The sequence below is a fragment of the Desertivirga xinjiangensis genome (assembly GCF_024436435.1).
Lineage (GTDB): Bacteria > Bacteroidota > Bacteroidia > Sphingobacteriales > Sphingobacteriaceae > Desertivirga > Desertivirga xinjiangensis.
Window position 1 is genome coordinate 18,805 of sequence record NZ_JAFMZP010000007.1, and the last position, 26,492, is coordinate 45,296.

The window sequence follows — 26,492 nt, forward strand, 5'->3', positions numbered from 1 at the left end:
ATTACTAAATTAGCACATCTTTAAATATAAAATGGACAGAAAAGTAGCGGTTACAGCCTGTATTTTTGGAGTACTTGCTGTTATAAGTGGTGCGTTTGGTGCTCATGGTCTTAAGGCTGTGTTAGATGAGACGCAGTTAGAACAATGGAAAACGGCGGTCAGCTATCAGTTTTACCATACCTTCGCCTTGCTGTTTCTTTCACTTTTTCATGTGAAAAGCAAGCTTCTGAATACGGCATACTGGGGCTTTACTCTTGGAATCATTCTTTTTTCGGGCTCAATCTATCTTTTATCAACAAGAAATATTACTGGATTTGACTGGGTGTTTTTAGGTCCTGTTACACCTGTTGGCGGGTTGTTTTTTATTATCGGATGGATGTGCTTATTAACAGCGGCTATTAAAAGTAAATAAATGCTTGAATTTAATGAGCTTAAAGCCGACCGGAAAACGTATTTTGTAGATGTTATATTGCCTTTAGCCATCCCCAAAACCTACACCTACCGGGTGCCATTCAGTTTAAATGATGGGCTGTCGGTTGGAAAAAGGGTAATTGTTCAATTTGGCAAAAGCCGGATCTACACAGCGATAATTCTCGGGATCTCTGAGCTGGCCCCTTCGGGTTATGAAGCAAAATATATTCTGGATATTCTCGATGAGGAGCCTATTGTTAACGATCGGCAGCTGCAGTTGTGGAAGTGGATTGCCGATTACTATATGTGCTCGATTGGGGAAGTGATGCAGGCTGCATTGCCCGCTGCACTGAAGCTTGCCAGTGAAACGAGAATAACCCTTTTAGATGCCTCATCTTATGATAAAAGTAGTTTAAGCGACAAAGAATACCTTGTGGTTGACGCGCTCGAAATCCAGCCGGAGTTAAAGGTAGGGGACATTGCAAAACTGCTGGGACAAAAGACAGTATTTCCTTTATTGAAGTCGCTGTTCAATAAGGGAGTAATTCATATTTCAGAGGAAATAATTGAGCGATATAAGCCAAGAAAAAAAGCCTTTATTAAACTAAGCCCCGAATTTAATGATCCTGACAGCAGGAAAGCCTTATTCGAAATCCTTGAAAGAGCTCCCAAGCAATTGGATGCCTTGCTGGCTTATATCAAGTTAAGCAGGGAGCAGAAAGATATTACGAGGGAGCTGCTTCAGGAAGAATCTGGCTGTAGTGTAGCTGTGATCAAAGGCCTGATCGAAAAGGGGGTTTTTATACAAGAAAACCGCGTTGTTAGCCGCCTGAATGCCCAGGAAATTGGTTTATTAAAGAACTTCGAATTGAGCAAGGGACAGGAAGATGTGCTTTCCAGTTTAAAATTGCAGTTTGAAGAGAAGGATGTTGTTTTATTGCACGGTGTCACCTCATCAGGTAAAACACTGCTGTATATCAGGCTCATTGAAGAAACCATCAGCAAGGGCAGACAGGTTCTGTACCTCCTGCCAGAAATTGCCCTGACAACCCAGTTGATCGAACGGTTACGTCAATACTTCGGCAATAAGATAGGTATTTACCACTCTCGCTTCAGTGACAATGAACGCGCCGAAGTTTGGAATAAAGTGCTGAAGAAAGAATATAACATAGTGCTTGGAGCACGTTCATCCGTCTTTTTGCCCTTTTCTGATCTTGGATTAATTGTGGTCGACGAAGAGCAGGAAACGTCCTATAAACAATTTGATCCCGCACCGCGGTACCATGCCAGGGATTCTTCAATCTATCTGTCTCATCTTCACCAGGCGAAAGTGCTGCTGGGATCGGCAACGCCATCCCTGGAAAGTTTTTTCAATGCGAAATCTGGCAAATACGGCTTTGCCGAGCTTCCCGAGCGGTTTGGCGTTTCGCAATTGCCGCAGATTGATATTGTAAGTATAGGGGAAGAGGTCAATAAGAAGACCATACAGGGACATTTTACCCGCGTTTTGACAGATGCCATGAAAAATGCTCTGGCAAATAAAGAGCAGATAATCTTGTTTCAAAACCGGAGGGGATATACACCTATTTCAATTTGCAGGACCTGTGGTTTTTTACCAAAATGCATCAATTGTGATGTAAGCCTGACCTATCATAAGAGTACGGGGAAGTTGCATTGCCACTATTGCGGGTATAAGCAGGATACTATTTCAATTTGCCCGGCTTGCGGATCTGCACATATCGAACAAAAAGGGTTCGGAACAGAAAAGATCGAAGACGACCTGCAATATATTTTCCCGGAGGCCAGGGTAGCCAGGCTGGATCTGGATACTACCAGGACAAAGAACAGTTTTCAGCAGATCATCGGCGATTTTGAAGAAGGTAAAATTGATATCCTCGTGGGAACGCAGATGGTTGCTAAAGGACTGGATTTTGGCCACGTTACTGTCATTGGAATTATAAACGCAGACGGGCTGTTGAACTTTCCGGACTTCCGGGCGTATGAACGCAGCTTTCAGCTACTCTCACAGGTTGCTGGCAGGGCCGGCAGACGCGAAAAGGTTGGTAAGGTAGTTATTCAAACGAATAATGTAAGGCACCGCGTGTTAGACCAGGTACTTACTAATGATTATTCAGAACTTTACAAAACAGAGATCCTTGAACGCAATAGTTTTCAATATCCGCCTCTCTTCCGGTTAATTAAAATGGATGTAAAACACAAGGATCCAATGCTATTGAGTGAAATGGCTCTAAGACTCGCAATGGAGTTAAAAAAGAGCTTTGCCCATCGTGTGATAGGCCCTGAAGAGCCATTGGTAGGACGCATCCGCAACTTTTATATTAAAACCATTTATATAAAGATTGAGCGCAACGGAATTTCAATTTCAAAAGTAAAAGAGTTTTTAAAAGAACTGCTATTGAAGTTTGAGGCTGATAAAAATAATAAGGGGTCTTTTGTACAGGTCGACGTAGACCCTTATTGAGTTGTATGTTGTGAGTTATAAGTTATACTGGATCAAGTGGAAAAGTTGGGGCGGCTAAGCGCATTAGTGCCAAACTTTTTAATACGGTCGTCATGCCGATCCTGAATCAAGTTCAGGATTCGGCAACTCTTGGACTATAAAGGACATGCTTAAGCAAGAGGTCCTGAAACAAGTTCAGGATGAAGAAGGAAAGAACATCCCCCAACTTTTCCGCTTGATCCGTTATACTTCTTACATTAATACAATTCTCCAAAATTATATTGGAGAGATAACATTCCAACTGGTTTGAAAAGGAATTCCCATTTAGTGTAATCTGTGAAAGTAGGAGTCCTGTTAAAGTTTTCGCCGAAATAGGTCTTTTCCTGTTTTTCGTAACTATATAGCAAGTCCAGGCTACTTTCTGCGGCGATAGTAAAATGATTGACAATGTTAAATTTGAGTCCGAACAGAGGAGCCAGCGAGAAACCATTTTTTTGGGTCTTTACATCATAGGAGGGGTATCCCGAGTTTTCAATGGCTCTGGACTTACCTTTGAAAATATTTCTCCTGAAGCCAATGTCAAAGCCAAAATATGGTTGTACAGCCGAATACATGAAATTTCTTTCAAAACCCAACCTCAAAGCATTATCCGAAAGCTTGCCTTCCACTTCTTCACATTCAGCACATTCGTTCCTGAACGATATCCTGTCTGAAAAGAAGTTTCCCGAAATCCTGTAGCTTATTTGATTGTCGTTAATCTTTAGAATAAGGCCCGAAAGGTATTGCTTTTTAAACTCTTCGGCATCCACCTGGTTTAAGATCTTAGGAAATTCCTCATAGCCGAATGCTTTTATGCCTATTGTATATGAATAGAGCTTTTGTGTTTTATATTTTGGAAAGTCAGTATTCCTGGAAGCAACCCTGATCAGAGTACTGTCGACTTTCCTTATTTGAGACTGACTGATAAATGGGATTAGTAATAAAAGAAGTAGAATTCTCTTCATACAGTGGAGCTTAATTTGTGCTAAAATAAGTAACTTAAGTCACTTAATTATTAAAAATGATTTTTATACAACTCATTTTTAAAGAAATAAGAGAACGGCCAGTTCTTTAATTTTAGGATGTTTCAAAGGAAGCGTATTTTTGTATTAGATGGCATATAAGTTCGTAGACAATTACCGTGAAAAAGGGGCAAGGAAGAAACTGGTAACCTTGCTGGCAGACGAGCGAAAAATTGAAGATAAAGATGTCCTGGCTGCCATTGGTAAAGTTCCCCGTCATTTTTTCTTTCCGGAAACGTTCTGGGTTCAGGCTTACAAGGATATTGCTTTTCCAATTGGAGAAGGGCAGACCATCTCTCAACCTTACACCGTAGCCTATCAAACCCAGTTGCTACATATAAAGAAAGGCGACAAAGTTTTGGAAATAGGCACAGGCTCTGGTTATCAAACCTGTATCTTACTAGAACTAGGCGGAACCGTATATACCATTGAACGCCAGGAAAAGCTTTACGAGCGTGCGAAATTGTTCCTTGGTAAAATGGGCTACAAACCCATGTTCTTTCTGGGCGACGGTTCGAAAGGTATTGCAGAGCATGCGCCATACGACAAAATTCTTGTAACAGCAGGTGCTCCATTCGTGCCTGAAACATTGCTTAAACAGCTGAAAATTGGCGGAATATGTGTGATTCCTGTAGGTGATGAACAAAGTCAGAAAATGATCACCATATTCAGGGTTAATGAAACCGACTATGAACGGATTGAACTGGATACGTTCAGATTTGTTCCTCTTGTTGGTGACCAGGCCTGGTAAGCTATATTTTCATTGCCCTGCTCAACTCGATCTTGCCTTCCCGTTCCTTAATTGAATCTCTTTTGTCGAACGTTTTCTTACCTTGGGCCAGCCCGATTTCAAGTTTGGCAAAGCCTCTTTCATTGATAAATAGTGCCAGGGGAACAATAGTATACCCTTTTTCTTCCGATTTATCGCGAAGCTTCTTTAATTCTTTTTTGTTAAGCAAGAGTATGCGGTCGCGTTTTTGTTCATGGTTGTAAAAGGAACCATGCGAGTACTCGGCGATATGCATGTTCCTCACATATAATTGCTGGTTGAGAAAGCCGCAAAATGAATCGTTGATATTTACTTTTCCTTGCCTTATCGACTTAATTTCAGTCCCTAAAAGCTGAAGGCCTGCAGTATACTTGTCAAGTATATGGTATTCAAAATATGCTTTTTTATTTCTTATATTAATATCACTTTTCATTGTTGTCTTCTTTAAACCTTAAACAGTATTCTTCATGCTGTGTTTATCCCTGATCAGATAATTAAAATATTATCAGCAAATTTTTGTGATACAACAATGGTGTTGCTGTTGATCACAATTTCCATTGATCCGTCATAAGGCTGCCTTCCAATCACTTTGATGTGGGTATTTATTCCTAGTTCCAGCTGGCTTACGTACTTAAGAAAAGCCACGGTATTGTCTTTGACTGCTACCATCCGGCAGGTCGTCCCCTCTTTAACTTCCGAAAGAGTTTTTCTAAACGAGGGTTTAAGTTCGCCTTTTGCGTTTGGAATAGCATCTCCATGAGGATCATATTCAGGAAAGCCCAAAAACTTGTCTAACTTGTCGACTAATTTTTGAGACTGGATATGTTCTAATTGTTCGGCCACTTCATGTACTTCATCCCAGCTGAAATCTAATTTTTCATGCAGAAAAGTTTCCCAAAGGCGATGTTTCCGAAGTATTTCTACCGCTTTCTCCCTGCCGCTTCCCGACAAGGATATCTTACCGTATTTCTCATAAACTATGAGTTTTTTCTCCTTTAACTTCTTAAGCATGTCTGTAGCTGTAGCAGGTTTAACACCTAAGTATGAAGCAAGTTCGTTTGTTCCGGCTTCGTTTTTATGCTCCACTTCTATGGTGATATGCAACAGCGCTTTCAGGTAATTCTCTTCAGTAAACGACAGCATGGGATAAAAATACCAAAAAAAAGCTATATAAAAAGTTAGGTATATCTAACTTGTAAAGTTTTGTTATATTTGGTCTGAAAATTTGCGATATGAAACTATTGTACTCTATTTTCCTGATCCTGATTGCTTTCGACGCCCGTTCACAAAATAGCGTCGTTACCGGAATGATAAGTTCGAAAGGCGTTCCCGTGCAATTTGCAAGCGTAAAAAACCTGGAAAAATCTTTGGGAGCAAGTGACAGCACCGGGCTTTTTATGATAAAAGATCTGAATGCAGGAAAATATTCCTTTCGAGTACATGCCGTTGGATTTCATCCTTTAACAAAGACAGTACAATTAGGAAATAGCGACACGCTGAGACTGGACTTTGATTTGAGCCCTTCATCATCCAGTTTGAACGAAGTGGTTGTTTCAGGAACATTAAAAGAGGTAAGCAGGCTTGAAAGTCCGGTGCCAGTGGAAGTTTACAGTCCGGCATTCTTTAGAAAGAATCCTACTCCTTCTATTTTCGAAGCATTGCAAAATGTGAATGGCGTTCGTCCGCAAATTAACTGCAATGTCTGCAATACCGGAGATATTCATATAAATGGTCTGGAAGGTCCTTATACCATGGTAATGATCGATGGAATGCCGATCGTGAGCAGTTTGTCGACGGTTTACGGTTTATCCGGAATTCCTAATTCGCTGATTGAACGAGTAGAAGTTGTAAAGGGCCCGGCCTCTTCCCTGTACGGGTCAGAGGCTGTAGGAGGCCTTATTAATATCATCACAAAAAAACCATCAACGGCCCCTGCATTTTCAGCAGATGTTCTTTCAACCACATGGGCTGAAGTGAATACTGATCTGGGTTTTAAATTTCAAGCTGGAAAGGCCTCTGTTTTGACTGGTCTGAACTACTTCAATTATCAGAACCCAATAGACAATAACCGGGACCACTTTACTGACGTTACACAACAGCACCGGATGTCTTTATTCCAGAAATGGGTTTTTAAGCGAAAGGATGATCGTATGTTTTCTCTGGCCGGGCGCTATTTTTATGAGGACCGGTGGGGTGGCGAAATGAACTGGGACAGGAAGTTCAGGGGGGGAGATGTGATTTACGGCGAAAGCATATATACTAACCGTTATGAGCTATTGGGCGTATATCAGCTTCCGGTTAAAGAGAAATTGTTATTTGCGTTTTCATACAATAAGCACGAGCAAAACTCGGTCTATGGAACAACCACATTTCTGGCGGATCAGCAAATTGCTTTTGGGCAGCTCACGCTCGACAAAAAACTGTCCAGGCACGATCTTTTGGTAGGAGCCGCCCTGAGATATACTCTGTATGACGATAATACAACCGTGACAGGAGGGGGGCTTTACCAGCCTGATAAGGTATGGCTGCCCGGAGTCTTTCTGCAGGATGACATTTCTCTGCATGAGCGGCATAACTTATTGCTTGGGGCGCGTTTCGACTATAACTCCAGCCACGGGAAGATTTTCACTCCGCGGCTTGCTTACAAGTGGAAAGTTAATGGAGCTAATATTCTGCGGCTAAATGCAGGTACCGGTTTCAGGGTTGTTAATTTATTCACCGAGGACCACGCAGCGCTGACCGGCGCCAGGGATGTGCTTGTTATCGATGATCTAAGACCTGAAAAAAGTTATAACGCCAATCTGAATTATATCAGAAAGCTGTTTACAAAGAATGACAATCCGGTCAACCTGGAATTTACGGCCTGGTATACGCACTTTACTAACCGTATAGTAGCCGACTATGAAACTGATGTGAATAAAATCATCTACGATAACCTGAGTGGCTATGCTGTGTCAAGAGGGCTAAGCGCCAATCTGGACATGGCGTTTAATAGAGGGGTAAAGGTACTTGCAGGGATCACTTTGATGGATGTATTTACGGTAGACAAAAACTTAGGGCAATCCATAAAGAAGAGGCAAATGCTTACCGAGCCCTGGATGGGTACCTGGGCTCTGACAGTGCCCTTTAGAAAGCTGAACTTGTCCTTTGATTATACTGGAAATATCTACGGTCGGATGAATTTACCAACTTTAGGGGAACTCGATCCGAGGAGAAAAACATCACCGGTATGGAGCCTGCAGAATATTCAGCTGACTTACACGGTTAAAAAGTTTGAACTGTACGGAGGTATCAAAAATTTGCTGAACTGGACACCCAACAGGAACAACCCTTTTATTATCGCCCGTACCAACGACCCGTTTGATAAAAATCTGGATACAAATAATCCATACGGCCTCACCTTCGATCCTACGTATGTATACGCGCCAAATCAGGGAATGCGCGGCTTTTTAGGGCTGCGTGTAAATATCAGGAAGTAATACTTGTTAAGGTTGTTTTTGCTGAAGCTGCCGTGACCAGTCCTTCAGCAAAAGCGCCCAGCGATCAATACTTTTCTGATCTTTAAACTCGTACCACATATTAGTTGTTCGATCTTTTTTAATGATCCTTACCGAGTGTGGCATTTGATCCATGACCTGCAATATCAACTCTGTGTTGTTGCCCGTTTCAACAGTAACATACTGAAATGGCCCCTTTGCGGCGGCGGCCTCCGTTCTTTTCAAATTATCGAATAACTCGTCTATCACAGCCATGTCCAGCTCAATGGAGGGAGCCGCAGTTTTTGTTTCCGGGTTCAGCGGACCATAATATCTGGCGTTTTTTATGTGTTTAGTTTCAGACTGGCAAGCAATCACTAAAAGCAGGGAAAAGAGGATGAATATATATCGTTTGTTAATTCGCTTCCGCATGCACAAACTTAAATAATCAAAACCGGTATTCCCACTTTGTGTCTTACAGAATCCAGAGTGGTACCGAACACAAGATCGCTCAAACCCTTATGCCCGTGCGCGCCCATTACAAGTAAGTCAAATTTATTCCTTTTCGTAAGATCGGTTATGGCTTTGGATGCATTCCCGTAGCCGATAAGAACACTTGCCTGGTAACCAAGCGTCTCGAGGTTATGCCGGTATTTTTCAACGTTTTCAACGTCACTTTTTGTTTCAAAATCCATTACCTTCTCTCCATGGTAGCGTGCACCTGCAGTTTCTACAATGTGGATCAGGTAATAGTGAGCATGCTTGCCGCCCTGGATCAAGGCATGGCGAATGGTGTTCTTATCCTTGGACGAGAAGTCCAGCGTAATGCCGATCCGGGAATAGGTTACACTCTCGATTTCGCCAATATCTATTGCTTCCCCATGAGGGATGTTGGATATTTTCTTGCCAGGCTTAATTAAGGGGGTTAAGAGCACGTATAACAGAAGCAGGAAAACTGCAATTACCAGGGGAAGGACAAAAGCAAATACCCACCAGTTGTTTGGTGTTGAGGTAACCCAGCCATAAACTTCTTCAAATACGAGTTTTACATTTAAACTGATGATGATCAGGGCGCTTGTCCAGGCTAAAATTTTAACCCAGTGCCTGATCGCAAAGACACCCATTTGCTTTTTATCTGAAGTAAAATGTATCAGGGGAATGATTGCAAATCCCAGTTGCAGGCTTAGTACAACCTGGCTTAATACCAGCAGTTCTCCAAGAGCATCCTCTCCAAAATAAAGAATAGTAAAAAAGGCCGGCGCAATAGCTAAAAGCCTTGTGATCAGTCTCCGTATCCAGGGCTGGATACGGAGGTTCAAATGACCTTCCATAACAATCTGGCCAGCTAATGTGCCCGTAATCGTAGAACTCTGTCCCGATGCAATAAGTGCAATAGCAAAAAGAGTAGGAGCCAGGTTGCCGAATATGCCTTCAAGAAGCTTATGCGCATCCTGGATCTCAGCAACTTCATAAAAACCATTTTTGAAAAAAGAGGCTGCAGCAAGGATCAAAATGGCTGCATTCACAAAAAAAGCCAGATTTAACGCTATAGCTGTATCAATAAAATTGTATTTAATCGCTTCGCGGATACCCTTCTCTGTCCGTTCAATTTTCCGGGTCTGAACAAGTGAAGAATGAAGATAGAGATTATGAGGCATTACAGTGGCTCCAATAATGCCGATAGCAATGTAGAGCGCATTACCACCGGGAAGAGAAGGCTTAAAGCCCCGGGCAACCTCTGCAATGTCGGGCCTAATAATAAACATTTCTGCAAGGAAGGAAACTCCCACAATAAAAACCATGGATACGATGAACGTTTCCATCATCCTCATACCCTTGTTCATTAGAAACAGCAGCAAAAAAGTGTCTAACACCGTTATTGATATACCCCAGATGAGTGGCAAGTCAAAAAGAAGGTTTAAGCCTATGGCCATACCAATGATCTCCGCCAGATCGCACGCTATAATGGCTATTTGCGCTAAGCCATATAAGGGCAGATTTGCCCAGCGCGGATAGGCATTCCTGGAAGCCTGTGCCAGGTCGAGCCCCTTTACAATTCCGAGTCTTGTGCTAAGTGACTGAAGAAGCAATGCAATCAGGTTCGACATCAGCAGCACCCAGATGAGCTTGTATCCAAACTGGCTGCCTCCAGCAATGTCTGTGGCCCAGTTGCCCGGGTCCATATAACCAACACTTATCAGGTAGGCGGGTCCAATAAATGCAAAAAGTTTTCGCCATCCGGTTTTTCCGTTTGTACTTACTGATGAATGTACCTCTCCCAGTGACTCGCTGTATTTGCCTGATGCCATGTGTTTTGTATGTTTTACAAATCTAATATTTAAATTAGATTAGTCTAAAAATAAAATAAACTTTCAAATTGTTTTAACTTGCGGCAATTTTAAGATCGCGATGCCTTACCAACCAGATAAAATAGATTTACAGATACTAAAAATCCTCCAGCAAAATGGAAGGATCACCAATCTACAGCTGTCCAGCGAGATAGGTTTATCGCCTGCCCCCACGCTGGAGAGGGTTCGAAAACTGGAGAATGCCGGCATTATAAAAAATTACCATGCTGTCATAAATGAGGAAGAGCTCGGGCTTGGAATCAAAACTTTTATCCAGGTTCAGCTGGACTTTCACACCAGCAATACCATTCAGCGTTTTGCAGACGAGGTGAAAGAAATAGAAGAAGTAGTAGAGTGTCATCATGTAACGGGCGGCTGCGACTTTATACTTAAGGTTTTCGTAAAGGATATCAAATCATATGAAAAACTGATCATGGAAAAGATCAGTAACATCAGCGTGGTGAAAACATTTCAGACAATGATGATCCTGTCCACCAGTAAGGATGAACCTGTAATGCCTCTCGATTATAATGGGGCAGAACTTAGTTAAGCTTGTTTATCACATTGTGCCTTAGCTCAGCGTCCAGTCAATCTCCTGCTGTCCTTGTTTCTTCAAAATTTCGTTGGCTTTGGAGAAGTGTTTGCAGCCATTAAATCCCTGGGCGAGGGGAGAAGGATGCGGGGCTTTCAGGATAAAGTGTTTGTCTTCGCTGATGAGAGATGCTTTGGACTGTGCATATCTTCCCCAGAGAAGAAATACAATCCCTTCCCGTTGCTCAGCCAGCTTCTGAATAGCCGCATCCGTAAATTCTTCCCATCCTTTTTTCTGATGAGATGCGGCTTCGCCTGCACGAACCGTGAGTGTAGCATTTAAGAGCAGAACTCCCTGGTCGGCCCATTTGGTTAGATCACCGTGGGGGGGAGTTTTGAAATCAGGGATTTCACTGGAAAGTTCTTTATATATGTTCCGTAAAGATGGAGGAACCGGTACTCCTTTTTGCACTGAGAAAGAAAGACCATGCGCCTGGTGTGCACCATGGTAAGGATCTTGTCCGATAATGACCGCTTTAACCTTATCGAAGGGAGTGTGATTGAATGCATTAAAAATAAGATTCCCCGGAGGGTAAACAGTCTTACCCGCATTCTTCTCCGCCTGAAGAAAAGACTTCAGATTTTTCATATATTCCTTTTCAAATTCGGGTTCAAGAATTTTTCTCCATGACTCTTCTATTTGTAATGCCATAATTGTTCGTTTTTTTGTTTAAGCGGCTAAATAAGCAGATATTTGGGCCACAAAATAAAAGAAATAATAAACGATGCCGAATTTTTTTAGGTTAATAATAGCTTTTGCGATTCTGGGTGCTGCTGTATCACTGATGGTTTTTGGCCATTGGGTCTGGGGGGTGCTTGTGTTTTTACTGTCAATATTGGTTTTTGTAACCTTTTTCTTCAACGAGAAGATGCTTATCGCTCAATTTTATCTGAGAAAAGAGGATATGACAAAAGCCGAGCTATGGTTGGGTAAGATCAAGGACTACGAAAAGGAACTGATCAAAGCTCAGCATGGCTATTATAATTTGTTAATTGGATTGATAGAATCAAGGAAGGCACCAATGCAATCGGAAAAGTACTTTAAGAAAGCGCTTGCCTTAGGAATGACCATGGAACATAATATTGCTCTTGCTAAATTGAGTTTGGCCGGTATTGCAATGGCTAAGCGTAATAAACGTGAAGCTACAATGTATCTTCAGGAGGCAAAGAAGGCAGATAAAAACAAGTTGTTGGCTGAGCAGATTAAAATGATGCAGGGGCAAATGGCACAGATGGACAAAACCGTTATTCAAACAAGAGGCGGTGGAGGATTTAGAGGAAGATAAATATTTAGAAATATGGTTTGACTGTCCATAGTGTTGTGGGTTTGGAGGTATGGTTGCCGACTACGGATTGTTTAATAAAAGAGAGTCTCTGACTCGTTAAAGCGTTATATCAAACGCCTGGTCGAGTCGGAGACTCTTTTTTATTGTTGAATCCGGAGAGCGCTTCGCTAACTCTCCGGACAAATAAGGCAGACAGCTGTCTACTGTACAAAGAGAACTGCAGTACTATGCCAGCGAATACAGCTCCTCCCGTTGCTTTTTGACCGCTTCACTAGTTATATACTCATCATAGCTCATTAACTTATCAATAATTCCGTTTGGAGTAATTTCGATGATCCGGTTAGCTACTGTTTCAGTAAGCTCATGGTCACGGGAAGTGAACAGAATTGTACCTCTGAAATCTTTCATTCCGTTGTTGAGAGCCGTGATGGACTCGAGATCAAGGTGATTGGTCGGTTCATCAAACAGAAGTACGTTAGCTTGCTGCAACATCATTTTCGAAAACATGCAACGCATTTTTTCACCACCAGAAAGAACCGTGCATTTTTTAAGAACTTCTTCACCGGAAAACAACATTCTTCCCAGGAAGCCCCTGATAAATTGCTCGTCTTTTTCACCTTCAGAATATTCTCTGAGCCAGTCGATCAGGTTCAGGTCTTTTCCCTCAAAGTATTCAGTGTTGTCGTTTGGAATGTCAGCAGCATTAATGGTGACGCCCCATTTAAACCCACCGTCGAACTCAGTATCTCTTCCCGTTAGAATGTCGTAAAAAGCCGCAGTGGCCAGACTGTTCTGGGAAAGTATTGCAATCTTATCTCCCTTATTTACCCAGAAATTAATATCTGAGAACAATACTTCACCGTTAGAAACTTTTCTAAGGTTCTCCACCTGAAGAATCTGGTCACCTGCTTCGCGGGCCATATTGTTAAAGATAATTCCGGGGTATTTTCTGTTCGAGGGCTTGATCTCATCAAGATTTATCTTATCAAGGGCCTTTTTACGACTGGTTGCCTGCTTGGATTTGGATGCGTTAGCGCTGAAACGACGGATGAACTCCTGCAGCTCTTTTACCTTATCTTCCATTTTCTTGTTCTGATCAGAACGCTGACGCAGAGCAAGCTGACTTGATTCATACCAGAAGGTGTAGTTTCCGGTGAAAATGGTCATTTTTCCGAAGTCAATATCAACAACGTGTGTACATACCGTATCAAGGAAATGCCTGTCGTGAGAAACCACCAGGATTATACCTTCATAACTGGCGAGGAAATCTTCCAGCCAGGAAATGGTATTGATGTCAAGGTCGTTCGTCGGCTCATCAAGAAGTAAAATATCCGGTTTACCAAATAAAGCCTGAGCCAGCAATACCCTTACTTTTTGATTTCCATCAAGTTCTTTAAGTAATTTATAATGAGAGTCTTCCTTGATTCCAAGATTGCTAAGCAATGTCGCTGCATTATTTTCTGCGTTCCAGCCGTCCATCTCAGCAAAGATGTTTTCCAGTTCACCGGCACGTTCACCGTCTTTATCTGTAAAATCTTCCTTTGCGTACAATGCGTCTTTCTCCTTCATCACGTTGAAGAGTTCCTTATGCCCCATAAGCACTGTTTCAATAACAGGGAACTCATCAAATTCGTAGTGGTTTTGCTTTAAAACAGCCATCCGTTCTCCTGGAGTGAAGGCAACTGTTCCGCTGCTTGGGTCAACATCACCCGATAGAATCTTCATGAAGGTAGACTTTCCGGCTCCATTTGCTCCGATAATACCGTAGCAGTTTCCCTGAGTGAATTTAAGATTAACATCCTCAAAGAGAGTACGTTTTCCGTAGCGTAATGATAGATTTGATACCGTAATCATGCTTTTGTATTAGAGGTGCAAAAGTATCGAATATCAATAAGATATACCAGTTCGCTGAAAAGATTTATTTTAGCTCACCGTTTTATGACAAAGGAAGAGTTATCAAAGGAACTTTCTGTTGCCTTCACCAAAAAAAGGGCCATAGAACTTGCTATAATCGCAGCAAAGGATCCGGCAGCAGTCGACCTGCTTATCGATCTTAGTTTTCATAAAAATCAAACTTATGCTTTCAGAGCATCATGGATACTTGATAGTGTTTTTGAGATCTGCCCTGAATCTTTAGAAAAGCATGCAAAGGCTTTTATCGGAAGTTATCCCAAACAAAATAACCCAAGCTGCCAGAGGCATTATACCAGGATAATGATGAGTTTAAGCTCAAAGCCAGGATTTTTAGACGCTTTACCGGCTGATCAGATTGAGCAGATCATTGAATCAAGCTTTGATTGGCTTACACGGGAAGCTTGTCCGGTAGCCGTTCAGGTAAATTGTATGGATGTATTGTACAACCTCAAAGGCTTTGATCCCTGGGTTGCTCAAGAGCTCGAGGCGGAGATCAGGTTTCTGATGCAAAATGGAACAGCAGCTTTACAATCACGCGGAAAGAAACTGCTGAAAAAGCTGAAATGAATTATGAGTTATGAATTATGAACGGACATCCATAACTCATAATTCATAACTCATAATTCTTAAAACCCTATTTATATTTACAAAGGTATGAGGTTTGCTGCTGCGCCTTTACCTTAAATGATGAATTTGCCGGAACTTCAAATGACTGGCCATTCCTATAAACTACCCAGTCCTGCGCTTCCGGTAAAAGAGCTTCCAGTGCACCTTCTATAACCACCATTGTTTCATGTTGAGAAGTGCCGAATTCGTATTCACCTTTTTCTATAACTCCTATGGTAGATTTTCCTTCAGCTGATTCATAACCCAATGATTTTACAGCTCCATCAAAATATTCGTTTACATTTATCATGTTGCAAACATAAAAAATTAGGAATTTATTGAGGAATTTCCGGGTTCGAATAATTATTAATTTATTTGCCACAAGTAAAGATGAAGAACAATATGGATTGGACGAGGGTCGAAGACGGTTTGCCCGACCGTGAAATGGATTTGCTGGTTTGCACAAGTACCTATTACATTGGGATAGGGTGGTATTATATGGATACAAGGCAGTGGGATTTTGAGATCCAAAAACATACAGAGGCAGACCTGGGAGAGGTTACCCATTGGATGCCTTTGCCGAAGCCTCCGGAGAATTAGGGACTAGAAGAAGCTCAAGCCAATATTCCATCCAAACCAACCTTTCAGGTCTTTCTTGCCAATATTAAAAGTCTTAATTTCATTAGGAACAAAACTATAGTTTTCGACTGCCGAAGTTTGATTTGAGTAAAATACGTTAAAAGAAGGTCCGGCAAATACCGAAATGAGCTTAACCGGCTTATAATGGATCAAGAAATTAGCTTTTTCAAGGATGTTGGTATAATTCCAGCTTCCCTGGTATATTTGATAATGGCTGATCTCCGGATGAAGGCTGAACTTTCTCAGCAACTGGATCTCTTTTCCCAAACCTGCACTAAACGAGTATAATTTGCTTGCATTACCACCATTTGCCCCTCCCTGCAGGACAGTATAAAGTCGCGAGGTTCCTGTTTTAACAGCGAGGTTGAAGGCTTGCAGTTCTGTAGAAAAAACAGAAATTGAGTGATACCCTCCTTTTCTCGCCAGGTTTAAAAGTCCGATATTGTATCCGCTGATACTGTCAGTAATATTAAGCAAACCGACCTGGGTACCGTCTACTTTACCTGCAAAATTGAGCAGACCAACTTGTGTACCCTTGAGCTTTCCTGCACTGAGATTCATTACTCCGGCAACCTGGACACCTTGTACCTTTCCTGCGGTGTTTATCACGCCAGTAGCTTGTACTCCTTGAATAGTTCCTGCAAGATTAATTACTCCTGAGGCCTGAGTTCCCTTCAGACTCTTTGCCAGGTTAATAACTCCCGCACCCTGGGAACCCTGCACATGTTTATGAGAAAGATTCGCCACCCCTGCAACCTGCGCACCCTTAACCTCCTCCTTTGTCCGGTTAAGTACTCCTGCAGCCTGGACCCCTGTCAGGCCGCCCCTTAGTTCATTCAACACACCTGCAAACTGGGAGCCGGTGACACTGTCGAGCACCACATTATAAACGCCTGCGGCCTGAATTCCAAGGACCGATTCACCAACAATATTAAATACTCCCGCAAATTGCCCGTATCTGACTCCTTTTTTGTTGATGTTAAATATTCCGCCAATTTCTAATCCTTCTACTCCAGCGGTGTAACCACCCATAATATTTACCGACAACTTGTTGACGATCTGTGAGCTCATCATACCCTGTGTGCTCAGACCCGGAGTAAATGAAAACTGAAAAGGGCTGTCAGCAAAAAAGTTTCCAATATTAACATCCTGCATTCTCTGTTTCGAGGACGTTAAGAATCTGACGAACCTCGCCTTTGACACCCGGTAGAAAGCATTATATCCATTTCCCCCGTCCGCCTGATTTTCGTCAGAACCTACTTTTACATCGGAGAGTACCATAATGGTAGTATCCCTGTAAAATTCTTTACTGAATGTTAAGGCTATTGCGGGATTATAGGTTTTAATCTTAAGATTAAAGTGCCCGTGTTTATCCGTTATTGTAGAGCGCAACTGCTTTTTGTCGTATACACTGGCACTTCTGAGTCTGGCCCCCGAAAGGTCATCAGACACAAAGCCACTGATGTGATACGTTTGATCAGATTTTGTTACCTTCTCCGGTATAAAGTTTAATCTTAAAGGAGCATAACGGAGTATCAGGTAATTTTCAGCTTCTTTATACTCAAACTTGTTATCCAAAATGTGATTAAGAACTTCTTTCACACTCCAGTCATCTGCATAACAGTTAATCAGACTGTCAGAAGGAATACTTTCGCTATTATATGAAAAGGTAAATTTCCCCTCAGACTCAATCAGGTGCAGAACCTCGGCAACACTTTTTTGCCTTACGTTCATCGATATTCTCTTGTTTAAAATGCTTTGCCCAAAGGCGAAGTGGCAAATCAGGCTCAGGGTAATTACAACGAAAGTTCTCATACTTAAGGCAATGACTTATCGAAGAATAAATTGCTTTCCTTCTTTATCCACCTTTATTTTAAATGTTTCTGAAATGATAGCGAGTATTTGCTCTACCGGCTGGTCCTTGAATACAGTGGTGAGAGGCAGCGACTTCACTGCAGGGTTTTCTATTTTTATTTCAACGTTATAAGCTTCCGCCAATACCGAAACCAATTCTGACAGCGGTGTAGCTTCACATACAAATTCCCTGCTACGGTAATAATTATATAATTTGCTATCCGAGGCATCTTTTGTCAGATTACCGCTTAAGGAGTCAACTTCTGCCATTTCTCCCGCCCGAAGTTCTACCACGTCAGCATTTTTTGCAACCTTCACAATTCCGGTCTCTACTATCACCACTGTTTTGCCTTCACGACTTTTAATATTAAATGAAGTCCCGACAACGGTTACCTTAACATTGTTAACGCTGATGACGAAAGGCCTGCTTTTGTCTGGCTCAATATTGAAAAATGCTTCTCCTGTTAATACAACCGCCCTGGTGTTGCCTTTGAATTTTTCAGGGTAACGCAAGCTGCTGTTTTTGTTCAGAGTTATTATTGATCCGTCAGATAGGGTATCAATCAGAATGTTATCGACACTGTTAAGGGCTACCACTTGCGAAGGTGAATTTTGGTATTGATGATAAACAAACCAGGCAGCAGTGCAGCCAATAATGAGAACTGCTGCTATTCTGATCCAATAGGTCAGAGAGCGTACTGGGGGTTCATGTTTTTTAAGTTTTATGCGTTCTTCAAAACGTTCCCATGCGGCATCCCCGCTCACCGTGCTGCTCATCACCGCTTGTTCAGTATTATCCCATATCAGTTTGAAATGTTCAAAATACCTGCTGTTTTCCTTTGAACTTTGGATCCATTGCTCAGCAGAAGCCGCTTCTTCCGGGCTCGCTTCTCCTGCCAGATATTTTACCAGAAGCTCGTCGTTCATATTTGAATTATCCACGTTCATCTCTTTCTGTTAAATAAGTCAAATAATATAAACAGGATAAGAGGCAGAAACTCGGTGAGTTTCAGTCGCATGATTTTTAACGCTTTACCCATTTGATTCTCCACCGTTTTAATCGACAGACCTAACTGATCGGCGATTTCCTGGTACTTTAGCTGTTCAAACCGGCTCATCTGAAAAATCAAACGGCATTGCTGCGGTAGGTCGTTCAATGCCGATAGGATCTGCTTTTCCAGTTCAGATGCAATTACTTTACCCTCCGTTTGCTCCTGTGCTTCTTCCATTGTGTTAGAATAATGCAATTGATAATCAGCTTTTACTTTCTGGTGTTTCAGGTAATTCAAACTTTCATTGTGTACGGCGCGGTACAAGTACGCTTTCAGCGATGCCTGGACATTAAGTTGATCCCTCTTTTCCCATATTCGGACGAAGACGTTCTGAACAGCTTCCTCGGCAAGAGCCTCATCCTTTACAAACATCATAGCATATGAATGAAGGCTTGTAAAATACTGCTTAAAAATCCTTTCAAACGCTTTATTGTCGCCTGTTTGAAGTAACTGGATATCTGTTAATGCGGTTGCCTCCACTAATGAACTTTGGGTTACGTCCCTCAAAGATATAGCTTTAATCAATTGTTCTTTTAAGGTGATACAATTTAAAAAGAAAATACCCCTACGCGTGCCAACAAAATTCTAAATAAAATTATTTATAAGCTTAATGAAACTTCCACTATCGTTTTATCGAAGACCCGACGTGGTGCTTATTGCAAAGGAGCTTTTGGGTAAGTATATTTTTTCAAACATCGATGGCGCTTTTTCTGGAGGTATAATCGTAGAAACAGAAGCATATAGAGGACCTGACGATCTGGGTTCGCATGCGTATAATAACAGGCGAACAGCGCGTAATGAAATGATGTACGCTGCCGGTGGCGTGGTATATATGTATATCTGTTACGGCATCCATGACATGTTAAATATTGTAACCGGCGAACCTGAAGAGTCGCATGCTATATTAGTCAGAGCCATAGAGCCTGTCGAAGGTATGGAGTTTATGCGCGAACGAAGGAAGGTATTTGACGATGACAAACGCTTATGTAAAGGACCAGGAGCATTGGGAAAGGCTCTGGGTTTAGGAAAACAACAAAATGGGATCTCGCTGGCAGGCGACGAAGTTTGGCTTGAAGACAGGGGATTTATTGTTTCCGCCGAGTCTGTTGTAGCCGCCCCCCGAATTGGACTAAACATTGCGGAACCTTACAAGAGCATTCCCTGGAGATTTTATATTAAAGGAAACAAGTTTATTAGCCGGAAGTGACAAAGTTTCAATTGTTTTCAAACCATCTCTCGCTGCATATGTTTTTTATAAAAAAAAGCGATGCAAAGTACCCGAGATAATATTGAAAAGATGAAAGAGCTTATTCAGGGCATTGAAATTGCCATGCTCTCCACTCTTCATGAAGATGAAATTAAGACCCGGCCGATGGCAACCACCGAGGTGGATCAGGAGGGAAATATCTGGTTTTTTACAGACGAGTACTCTGAGAAGGTTAGTGACCTCCAGGAGAGACATAAAGTTTGCCTAAGCTATTCGCATCCCGGAAAAGATTCATACGTTACCGTGAACGGTTACGCGGAAGTGGTGAACGATAAGGATAAAATGATTGCATTGTTTAGTCCGGTGGTTAAACGCTTCTTTCCCGGGGGAATAGATGACCCACGCTTATCTTTATTGAAAATAATACCTTATCAGATGGAATATTGGGAAAGTCATTCAGAAGATGGAATGCTTCACTTTATGGGAGTGCTGGGCTCATCTCCTATAGCTGACGAGGATTTGCATCATGATGAACATGGGAAAATAAGCTTTTAGACCATTGTTCGTCCGCTCAGATCTGATTTCTTTCATACATCACACATGGTATAAGCGGTGTTGTTACCTACTGCTTGCAATTTCTATCCTTGCCTGTAACGAAACAGATCCCGGGCCTGTTAAGATAAAGGAGGCCAGGCTACTCCGGGCGAAGAAAATGACTTACCCTTCGGGTTCAACACTGAGTTTTTATAAAGATCAGCTCTATCTAATGGGGGATGATGCCCCGCACATGCTGATCCTCGATACTGCTTTTCTTATAAAGGAAAGAATACCGGTCTTTTCCTCGGAGACCGTGCGAATAAATAAAAGTGTGAAGCCCGACATTGAAGCCGGCGATTTCATTCAGGAGGGAGAGGAAAGTAATGTGTGGCTTTTCGGCTCCGGTTCTGTGCCGGGGTACCGGGACAGTCTTTTTAGATATAATGTCGCTAACGGGAGCGTGCGCAGAGATGATCTGGGTGTTTTATACGATAAAATTAAGGAGCTTGGGGTAAGAGAATTAAATATTGAAGCTGCGTCCCTCGTAAAACAAAAAATGCTGCTTGGGAACAGGTCCGCAGCGCTTAAACCCGATTATCTGATAAGCATTCCTTATAAATTGACAGAACTGGAGACCACTGCTATAAGACGTATCCAACTTAAGCAGCCAGAAGCAACCGCAGGGATATCTGGCATGGCGTACGATGAAATTAACGACCGGCTGTTACTCACCTTTTCTACAGAAGATACAGCTAACTCTTATTCGGATGGTGAAACTGGGGACAGCTTTCTGGCATTAATTGATAACATTTCCGCTAAATATGAATCTGATTCTCTGTCTGTTGATGTATGGCTGCCACTTGCCTCTGTTGATTCCTCCTTCAAAAAAATGAAGATTGAATCTGTTGCGATTACAAGATCTGCAGGAAAAGAATACGATCTTATACTTGTAGCTGACAACGACGATGGGAACACAATACTATACAAGATATGGATTAGTCTTTAAATGATTGTATTTTTTACTATCTTCCAACCAAACAAACCAATTGCTGAACAATGTTGTTAAGGAGAATACTTTACATGGTGTTTTTTACCTGTATTGTTTTCGGTGCCCTACGGTCAGGGGCGCAAGGCACCTCAAATAAAGGAACAGACTTTTGGGTGGTATATGCAGGGCATGTTGATAGTACGGCATCAAGGCTTACTTTATTTATCACTTCTGAAACTGCTTCTAACGTAACTATAACTGCTGGGAACGATACTTTGAGCAAGGTTTCACTTATTGCAAATCAGGCAAGAGCCGTGGTAATTAACCCAAATCAGGTTGACGTATACGTAGATATCCGAGATGGAATAGAGAGCCAAAAAGGCATTCATATAAGTTCGGATAAACCGGTGGTCGTTTATTCAATGATTTCACATGAGGCCAGATCTGCTGCTTGCTTAGTTTTTCCCACCAGGGCCTTAGGCAGCGATTATTATGCCATAGCTTATGATCAGATAGAAAGTTCCCGCTTCGAAACCCGCTTGTCGCAATTCACCATTGTAGGTGTAGAGGATAGTACAAAAATTGAGATCACCCCTAGTCAGAATAGTGTGGCTAATGCTGCTCACAGAGCCGGAGTTCCCTTCGGGATAATCCTTAATAAAGGAGATGTTTATCAATACCAATCAACCGGAGATCTATCGGGTTCGAGGATCCGGACGGCAACCGGCTGCACTCCATTTGCCGTGTTTTCGGGCAGCTCGAAGAATGGCTTTTGTGAAGACGGCAATACTACAAACCCAAATAGTCCTTCCGGGCATGATAATTTATACCAGCAGCTGCTACCGGTTACTGCATGGGGTAAGAATTTTATATCAGCGCCCTTCTATAATACTCTACATGGAAGTGTAGACATATATCGCATCCAGGTGGCCGAAGATAGTACCACCGTTAAAATAAATGGATCAACAACATCAATCAATGGGGACACACTCGCGAACCCCTATATGAAAGGAAGTATAATTACTTTTTTCAGCCAGGAGGCGAATGTGATAAATGCCGATAAGCCTATCAATGTTACGCAGTTTCAAACGTCGCAGAACTGTAATCCGCAAAACGAGGGTTACCAGGGTAACCAAATCCCATATCCAGGCGACCCGGAAATGACCATACTTAATCCTATTGAGCAGACTTTAAAGGATGTCACCGTGTATTCAGCCATTTCTACTGCCGCAGCCCCAACCTCCATTACTAAGCATTTCATCAATGTAATTATCAAAACGGTCGACGCCGGTACCTTAAGTGTTGACGGAGCGCTTATACCAGCAGCCAATTTTACCCCTATCAACGCCGAATACAGCTATACCGTCATCGATGTCACTCAATCCTCACAGACTAATCCAACGCATCGTGTACGGGCAGACGGAGGTTTCGTAGCCATTGCTTACGGATACGGGCAATTTGAATCATATGGCTATCTGGCGGGATCGGATCTGAAAAATTTGAATAAATTCATTCTCCCTGAGAATTCCTCAACGGGACAAGCCCTCACTTCTGGATGTACAGGAAGTCCATTCAATTTATTTGTAGTGCTGCCTTTTATGACCCCAAGGTTGACATGGGAGCTGGACAGCGGGGTGATCATTACTGACACTAATCCGCAGTACACAGTAATAACCCAGAATGGAGAAACTTTATATAAGTATAAATACCTCAACACAAGTCTTTCTTATCCAGAACCGGGATCGTATCTTATCAAAGCCAGCGCTATTAATCCTGCGCCCATTGGCTGTGACCCGAATGAAGTGATCGAGCTTAGTTATGAAGTTTTCGATTTTCCTATAGCTGATTTTCAGACCTCTGCTCCATTGTGTCAGGGACTTCCGGTAATTATTACAGACAAAAGCTCCGGAAATGGGCAAAATATAAGTAAATGGCACTGGGATTTCGGCGACGGAAGCCCGGTGGAAACCCGCTTATCTGCCGATCCATTTACACATGTCTATGCGGCAAGCGGTAATTACACCATCAGTCTTGTTGTTGAAACGGGTTGTCTTTCTCAAGCCAAAACCCTGGCAGTAAATGTAAATCCCTCAGCTACAGCCAGGTTTGTTTATACTGCCCCTGCCTGCGAGACTTTGGAAGTGGCTTTTACTGATCAGTCTGTAATTAGTGCAGGATCTGTGGAGAAATGGATTTGGGATTTTGGAGATCCGGCTTCTGGCCTGAAAAACGTATCTGATATTCAGAATCCTGTCCATATCTTTTCGCAAAGCGGAACTTACCGGGTTAAACTAACAGTAACAAGCGATCAGGGCTGTGCTACAGCAACAGAGCTTGATGTGATTGTTAATATTTTACCTCTTGCAAACTTTACCGTGCCAGAGGTCTGTCTGACAGATGCAGCCATTTTCGTTAATACCACAAGCTTTGCTGGTAATGCCGCTGAATTACATTATACATGGGACTTTGGCGATCCCGATGGCGTGAACAATATCTCCCAACAAAAAGACGGTGCGCATAGGTTCAGCGGCGAGGGCGACTTTAGGGTGCGGCTGACAGTAACATCGGCAAGCGGATGTAAGACCATTGAGGAAAAGATAGTCACAGTAAGCAGCCCTAACCCCCAAGCTGACTTTTCTATGAGCCAGGGATCAATTTGCAGCGGCTCCGAAGTAGTGTTTGAAGACAAGTCTTCGGTACGAACGGGCAGTATCACCCGGATAGAATGGTACTTCGACGATACGGAACATGCTAACAGCCCGTCATTCTCCCTTGCAGAGGATAACCCTCAGGATGTTCCTGGCAAGAAGTATTCTTTTACCTATCCCGTAACTCATAATACAACACCAAAATTGATCAATGTGAGAATGAGAGTCTTTTCGGGCGAAAATTGCTACAATGACCATGTTCAGCAGCTGACCATTACGGGAAAGCCGCAGATTGAATTTAACCCTTCTGTTGCGGTTTGCGAACAGGACGATGCGTTCCAGCTAAGCGCCCGGGAGATCAACGGCTTCGCTGCAAGCCAGGAGCGATATTCAGGTGATGGAGTTTCTCCGGAGGGAATATTCAATCCCAGGCTTGCAGGTGTGGGCAACCATACCATAATTTATACATTCATAACAACTGATGGTTGCCAGGAAGAAGGATCGCAGACTATCCGTGTGAATCCAATGCCGCAGATAAGCGAGATATCCGATGTTACCATGATCAGGGGAGGGGAGGTCAGGTTGCCTGTTGAAGCGGAGGGGCAGAACCTCACTTACAAATGGACACCATCTGCCGGTCTGAGCAATGATGGCGTTCTGAACCCCGTAGCGTCGCCTGCAGAGGAGACCTCATATCAGTTAACCATAAGCAGTGGGGCAGGCTGTACTATTACGGCAAATGTTCTTGTTAAAATTAAAGAATCGCCCGAGATCCCAAACGCTTTTTCGCCAAATGGAGACGGAATTAACGACACCTGGAACATTCCATATCTTCAAACACTGCCAAAGGCAACTATTAAAATATTTAACAGGTACGGCCAGGTGGTTTTTTCTTCAGGTCAATACCATGAAGCCTGGGATGGAACCGATCATTCAAAAGAGCTCCCTTCAGGAGTATATTATTATATCATTGAGCCTAATAACGGGAAAAAGCGGCATTCGGGCTCAATAACATTGCTTAGGTAAGTAAGAAAGACTTTAAGGCACACGTGGCACGCGTGCGCCTTAAAATCTTTCTTACTTACAGTTCCTTTCTTAACCGCGCAACCGGTATATTCATCGCTTCCCTGTACTTAGCCACAGTCCGGCGGGCAATGTTATATCCTTTTTCTTTCAATATTTCAGCAAGTTTCTCGTCGGCCAAAGGATGTCGCTTATCTTCGTTTCCAATACATTCCTCCAGTATCTTTTTAACCTCTTTGTTAGAAACCTCTTCTCCGCTTTCCGTTTGGATAGCCTCAGAGAAAAACGACTTTAAGAGAAAAGTCCCAAACTCTGTTTGAACGTATTTCGAATTGGCAACCCTTGATACTGTCGAGATATCCATGCCTATTTTATCTGCAATATCTTTAAGGATCATTGGTCTCAGGTTACGCTCATCTCCGGTAAGAAAATAGTCGTACTGATAGTGCATGATCGCGTTCATGGTCTTCAAAAGGGTTTGCTGACGCTGTTTAATAGCGTCTATGAACCATTTTGCCGAGTCGAGCTTTTGCTTAACAAAGTGAACGGCTTCTTTTAATTTTTTATCCTTCTGTGCAGACTTGTCATAATGTTCGAACATCTCCTGATAAGAACGGCTAACCCTTAGTTCGGGTGCGTTCTGAGAATTTAAAGTAAGGACCAGGATACCATCATTGTTCGTAATATGGAAGTCAGGAATCACCTGTAGTTGCTTCGTATTAACTTCGCTCGAATCACCTGGCTTGGGATTTAACTTGAGTATTTCACCGACAATATCTTTAAGCTCTTTAGAACTGATGTTCATAATTCGCTCAATTTTGTCATAATGCTTGCGGGTAAACTCATCCAGATAATTTTCTACGATGCGAATCGCTTTAACAATAACCGGGTTATTAAGATCCTTCTTCCTTAACTGTATGAGGAGACATTCCTGCAGATCACGGGCACCGACCCCGGCAGGCTCAAAATTTTGAATCACCTTTAGCATGTCCTCAACCTCTTCTTCTTCGGCAAAGACGTTCTGGGAAAAGGCAAGGTCATCAATCAAAGAAGTTGTAGAGCGGCGCAAATAGCCATCATCATCAAGGCTTCCGATGATCTGCTGGCCGATCAAAAAGTCTTTATCAGGGAGGGGTACCAGGTCAAGTTGCTGTTGCAGATTCTCATAAAATGAACTTTGAACCGCAATGGGCATCTCTTTACGCTCCTCTTCATCATCACCATTTTGATCATATTTTGAGCCGTATTCGTTAACATTATCCTCCTGAAGGTAGTCGTCTATATTAAATTCGTCAAAATCATCGCTGCTTTTATCTTCAGCATCAAAACTTTCATCAGGATCTTTATCCGGATATTGTTCGACAGGTTCATTAAGATTTGCTAGGCTTAAGTCTTCCAGAGCTGGGTTCTCTTCCAGTTCTTCTTTTATGCGGGCATCTAAGGCAACAGTTGGCACCTGAAGCAGTTTAATAAACTGTATCTGTTGCGGAGATAATTTTTGTAGTAACTTCTGTTGTAAATTTTGTCTTAGCATAAGTTCTGCCCCAAAAGTACATATTCCATTGATAAGGGGAAACAGCAGGTACGTTTAAAGCTGTTATTGATCATCTTGTAACGTTTT

At 42.4% G+C, this 26,492-nt stretch carries 24 protein-coding genes; 12 read left to right on the forward strand and 12 right to left on the reverse strand.

The features are described 5' to 3' along the window. Positions 1 to 31: 31 nt before the first annotated feature. Together J3P37_RS16590 and priA are read left to right on the forward strand one after the other, a co-directional pair. Positions 32 to 412: a DUF423 domain-containing protein gene (locus J3P37_RS16590; RefSeq protein ID WP_256012473.1), complete on the forward strand. Its 381-nt coding sequence runs from the start codon at positions 32 to 34 to the stop codon at positions 410 to 412. Next, positions 413 to 2,893: a replication restart helicase PriA gene (priA, locus tag J3P37_RS16595; protein ID WP_256012474.1), complete on the forward strand. Its 2,481-nt coding sequence runs from the start codon at positions 413 to 415 to the stop codon at positions 2,891 to 2,893. 236 nt (positions 2,894 to 3,129) lie between these two features. Here the strand turns inward: priA and J3P37_RS16600 are convergent, their stop codons facing one another. Further along, positions 3,130 to 3,876 carry a hypothetical protein gene (locus J3P37_RS16600; RefSeq protein ID WP_256012475.1) on the reverse strand — a complete coding sequence of 249 codons (747 nt, stop codon included), beginning with the start codon at positions 3,874 to 3,876 and terminating at the stop codon, positions 3,130 to 3,132. A 148-nt stretch (positions 3,877 to 4,024) separates the two neighbouring features. Between J3P37_RS16600 and J3P37_RS16605 the strand changes: the two genes are divergently transcribed. Then, entirely contained in the window at positions 4,025 to 4,684 is a 660-nt protein-coding gene (locus J3P37_RS16605) for a protein-L-isoaspartate(D-aspartate) O-methyltransferase (protein WP_256012476.1), read from the forward strand. A gap of 1 nt (position 4,685) precedes the next feature. Here the strand turns inward: J3P37_RS16605 and smpB are convergent, their stop codons facing one another. Both smpB and J3P37_RS16615 read right to left on the reverse strand, forming a co-directional pair. Then, complete coding sequence (gene smpB / locus J3P37_RS16610) at positions 4,686 to 5,135, reverse strand: SsrA-binding protein SmpB (RefSeq protein WP_256012477.1); 450 nt, start codon at positions 5,133 to 5,135, stop codon at positions 4,686 to 4,688. A gap of 53 nt (positions 5,136 to 5,188) precedes the next feature. Continuing rightward, complete coding sequence (locus J3P37_RS16615) at positions 5,189 to 5,845, reverse strand: metal-dependent transcriptional regulator (protein ID WP_256012478.1); 657 nt, start codon at positions 5,843 to 5,845, stop codon at positions 5,189 to 5,191. An 89-nt stretch (positions 5,846 to 5,934) separates the two neighbouring features. On the opposite strand from J3P37_RS16615, the gene J3P37_RS16620 reads away from it, so the two are divergent. Further along, on the forward strand, positions 5,935 to 8,181 hold the full coding sequence (locus J3P37_RS16620) for a TonB-dependent receptor (protein WP_305121180.1): 2,247 nt from the start codon (positions 5,935 to 5,937) through the stop codon (positions 8,179 to 8,181). A 6-nt stretch (positions 8,182 to 8,187) separates the two neighbouring features. Here J3P37_RS16620 and J3P37_RS16625 read toward each other — a convergent pair whose 3' ends face one another. Together J3P37_RS16625 and J3P37_RS16630 are read right to left on the reverse strand one after the other, a co-directional pair. Further along, positions 8,188 to 8,610, reverse strand: coding sequence for a hypothetical protein (locus J3P37_RS16625; protein ID WP_256012479.1), 423 nt, complete (start codon positions 8,608 to 8,610; stop codon positions 8,188 to 8,190). An 8-nt stretch (positions 8,611 to 8,618) separates the two neighbouring features. Beyond that, the gene (locus J3P37_RS16630) at positions 8,619 to 10,487 is read right to left on the reverse strand and encodes an Nramp family divalent metal transporter (protein WP_256012480.1); all 1,869 of its coding nucleotides are present in this window, start codon (positions 10,485 to 10,487) and stop codon (positions 8,619 to 8,621) included. A 100-nt stretch (positions 10,488 to 10,587) separates the two neighbouring features. Between J3P37_RS16630 and J3P37_RS16635 the strand changes: the two genes are divergently transcribed. Next, positions 10,588 to 11,076 (forward strand): Lrp/AsnC family transcriptional regulator, encoded by a 489-nt coding sequence (locus J3P37_RS16635; RefSeq protein ID WP_256012481.1) that lies wholly within the window; start codon positions 10,588 to 10,590, stop codon positions 11,074 to 11,076. A gap of 21 nt (positions 11,077 to 11,097) precedes the next feature. Here the strand turns inward: J3P37_RS16635 and ung are convergent, their stop codons facing one another. Continuing rightward, positions 11,098 to 11,769 carry a uracil-DNA glycosylase gene (ung, locus tag J3P37_RS16640; RefSeq protein WP_256012482.1) on the reverse strand — a complete coding sequence of 224 codons (672 nt, stop codon included), beginning with the start codon at positions 11,767 to 11,769 and terminating at the stop codon, positions 11,098 to 11,100. Positions 11,770 to 11,842: 73 nt separating this feature from the next. On the opposite strand from ung, the gene J3P37_RS16645 reads away from it, so the two are divergent. Continuing rightward, entirely contained in the window at positions 11,843 to 12,403 is a 561-nt protein-coding gene (locus tag J3P37_RS16645; RefSeq protein WP_256012483.1) for a DUF2892 domain-containing protein, read from the forward strand. 225 nt (positions 12,404 to 12,628) lie between these two features. Here J3P37_RS16645 and J3P37_RS16650 read toward each other — a convergent pair whose 3' ends face one another. Further along, a complete protein-coding gene (locus J3P37_RS16650) occupies positions 12,629 to 14,257 on the reverse strand; it encodes an ABC-F family ATP-binding cassette domain-containing protein (protein WP_256012484.1) in 1,629 nt (542 codons plus the stop codon). Between the two features lie 84 nt (positions 14,258 to 14,341). Here J3P37_RS16650 and J3P37_RS16655 point away from each other — a divergent pair, with 84 nt between their 5' ends. Then, the gene (locus tag J3P37_RS16655; protein WP_256012485.1) at positions 14,342 to 14,884 is read left to right on the forward strand and encodes a HEAT-like fold family protein; all 543 of its coding nucleotides are present in this window, start codon (positions 14,342 to 14,344) and stop codon (positions 14,882 to 14,884) included. A gap of 67 nt (positions 14,885 to 14,951) precedes the next feature. On the opposite strand, the gene ppnP is transcribed toward J3P37_RS16655, so the two are convergent. Beyond that, complete coding sequence (ppnP, locus tag J3P37_RS16660; protein ID WP_256012486.1) at positions 14,952 to 15,233, reverse strand: pyrimidine/purine nucleoside phosphorylase; 282 nt, start codon at positions 15,231 to 15,233, stop codon at positions 14,952 to 14,954. Between the two features lie 80 nt (positions 15,234 to 15,313). On the opposite strand from ppnP, the gene J3P37_RS16665 reads away from it, so the two are divergent. Next, the gene (locus tag J3P37_RS16665) at positions 15,314 to 15,523 is read left to right on the forward strand and encodes a DUF551 domain-containing protein (RefSeq protein ID WP_256012487.1); all 210 of its coding nucleotides are present in this window, start codon (positions 15,314 to 15,316) and stop codon (positions 15,521 to 15,523) included. A gap of 3 nt (positions 15,524 to 15,526) precedes the next feature. On the opposite strand, the gene J3P37_RS16670 is transcribed toward J3P37_RS16665, so the two are convergent. The 3 genes from J3P37_RS16670 to J3P37_RS16680 form a co-directional block, all read right to left on the reverse strand. Then, positions 15,527 to 17,296: a hypothetical protein gene (locus J3P37_RS16670; RefSeq protein WP_256012488.1), complete on the reverse strand. Its 1,770-nt coding sequence runs from the start codon at positions 17,294 to 17,296 to the stop codon at positions 15,527 to 15,529. A gap of 96 nt (positions 17,297 to 17,392) precedes the next feature. Then, positions 17,393 to 18,364 carry a FecR domain-containing protein gene (locus J3P37_RS16675; protein WP_256012489.1) on the reverse strand — a complete coding sequence of 324 codons (972 nt, stop codon included), beginning with the start codon at positions 18,362 to 18,364 and terminating at the stop codon, positions 17,393 to 17,395. Further along, a complete protein-coding gene (locus J3P37_RS16680; RefSeq protein ID WP_256012490.1) occupies positions 18,361 to 18,975 on the reverse strand; it encodes an RNA polymerase sigma-70 factor in 615 nt (204 codons plus the stop codon). Before J3P37_RS16680 ends, J3P37_RS16675 begins: the two co-directional genes overlap by 4 nt. Before the next feature lie 103 nt (positions 18,976 to 19,078). Between J3P37_RS16680 and J3P37_RS16685 the strand changes: the two genes are divergently transcribed. From J3P37_RS16685 to J3P37_RS16700, 4 genes are all read left to right on the forward strand, one after another. Beyond that, positions 19,079 to 19,675: a DNA-3-methyladenine glycosylase gene (locus J3P37_RS16685; RefSeq protein WP_256012491.1), complete on the forward strand. Its 597-nt coding sequence runs from the start codon at positions 19,079 to 19,081 to the stop codon at positions 19,673 to 19,675. Between the two features lie 60 nt (positions 19,676 to 19,735). Continuing rightward, entirely contained in the window at positions 19,736 to 20,230 is a 495-nt protein-coding gene (locus tag J3P37_RS16690; protein WP_256012492.1) for a pyridoxamine 5'-phosphate oxidase family protein, read from the forward strand. 157 nt (positions 20,231 to 20,387) lie between these two features. Continuing rightward, positions 20,388 to 21,218 (forward strand): DUF6929 family protein, encoded by an 831-nt coding sequence (locus J3P37_RS16695; protein WP_256012493.1) that lies wholly within the window; start codon positions 20,388 to 20,390, stop codon positions 21,216 to 21,218. A 50-nt stretch (positions 21,219 to 21,268) separates the two neighbouring features. Then, a complete protein-coding gene (locus J3P37_RS16700; protein WP_256012494.1) occupies positions 21,269 to 24,874 on the forward strand; it encodes a PKD domain-containing protein in 3,606 nt (1,201 codons plus the stop codon). A gap of 55 nt (positions 24,875 to 24,929) precedes the next feature. Here the strand turns inward: J3P37_RS16700 and rpoN are convergent, their stop codons facing one another. Beyond that, the gene (gene rpoN / locus J3P37_RS16705; protein ID WP_256012495.1) at positions 24,930 to 26,405 is read right to left on the reverse strand and encodes an RNA polymerase factor sigma-54; all 1,476 of its coding nucleotides are present in this window, start codon (positions 26,403 to 26,405) and stop codon (positions 24,930 to 24,932) included. Between the last annotated feature and the right edge of the window lie 87 nt (positions 26,406 to 26,492).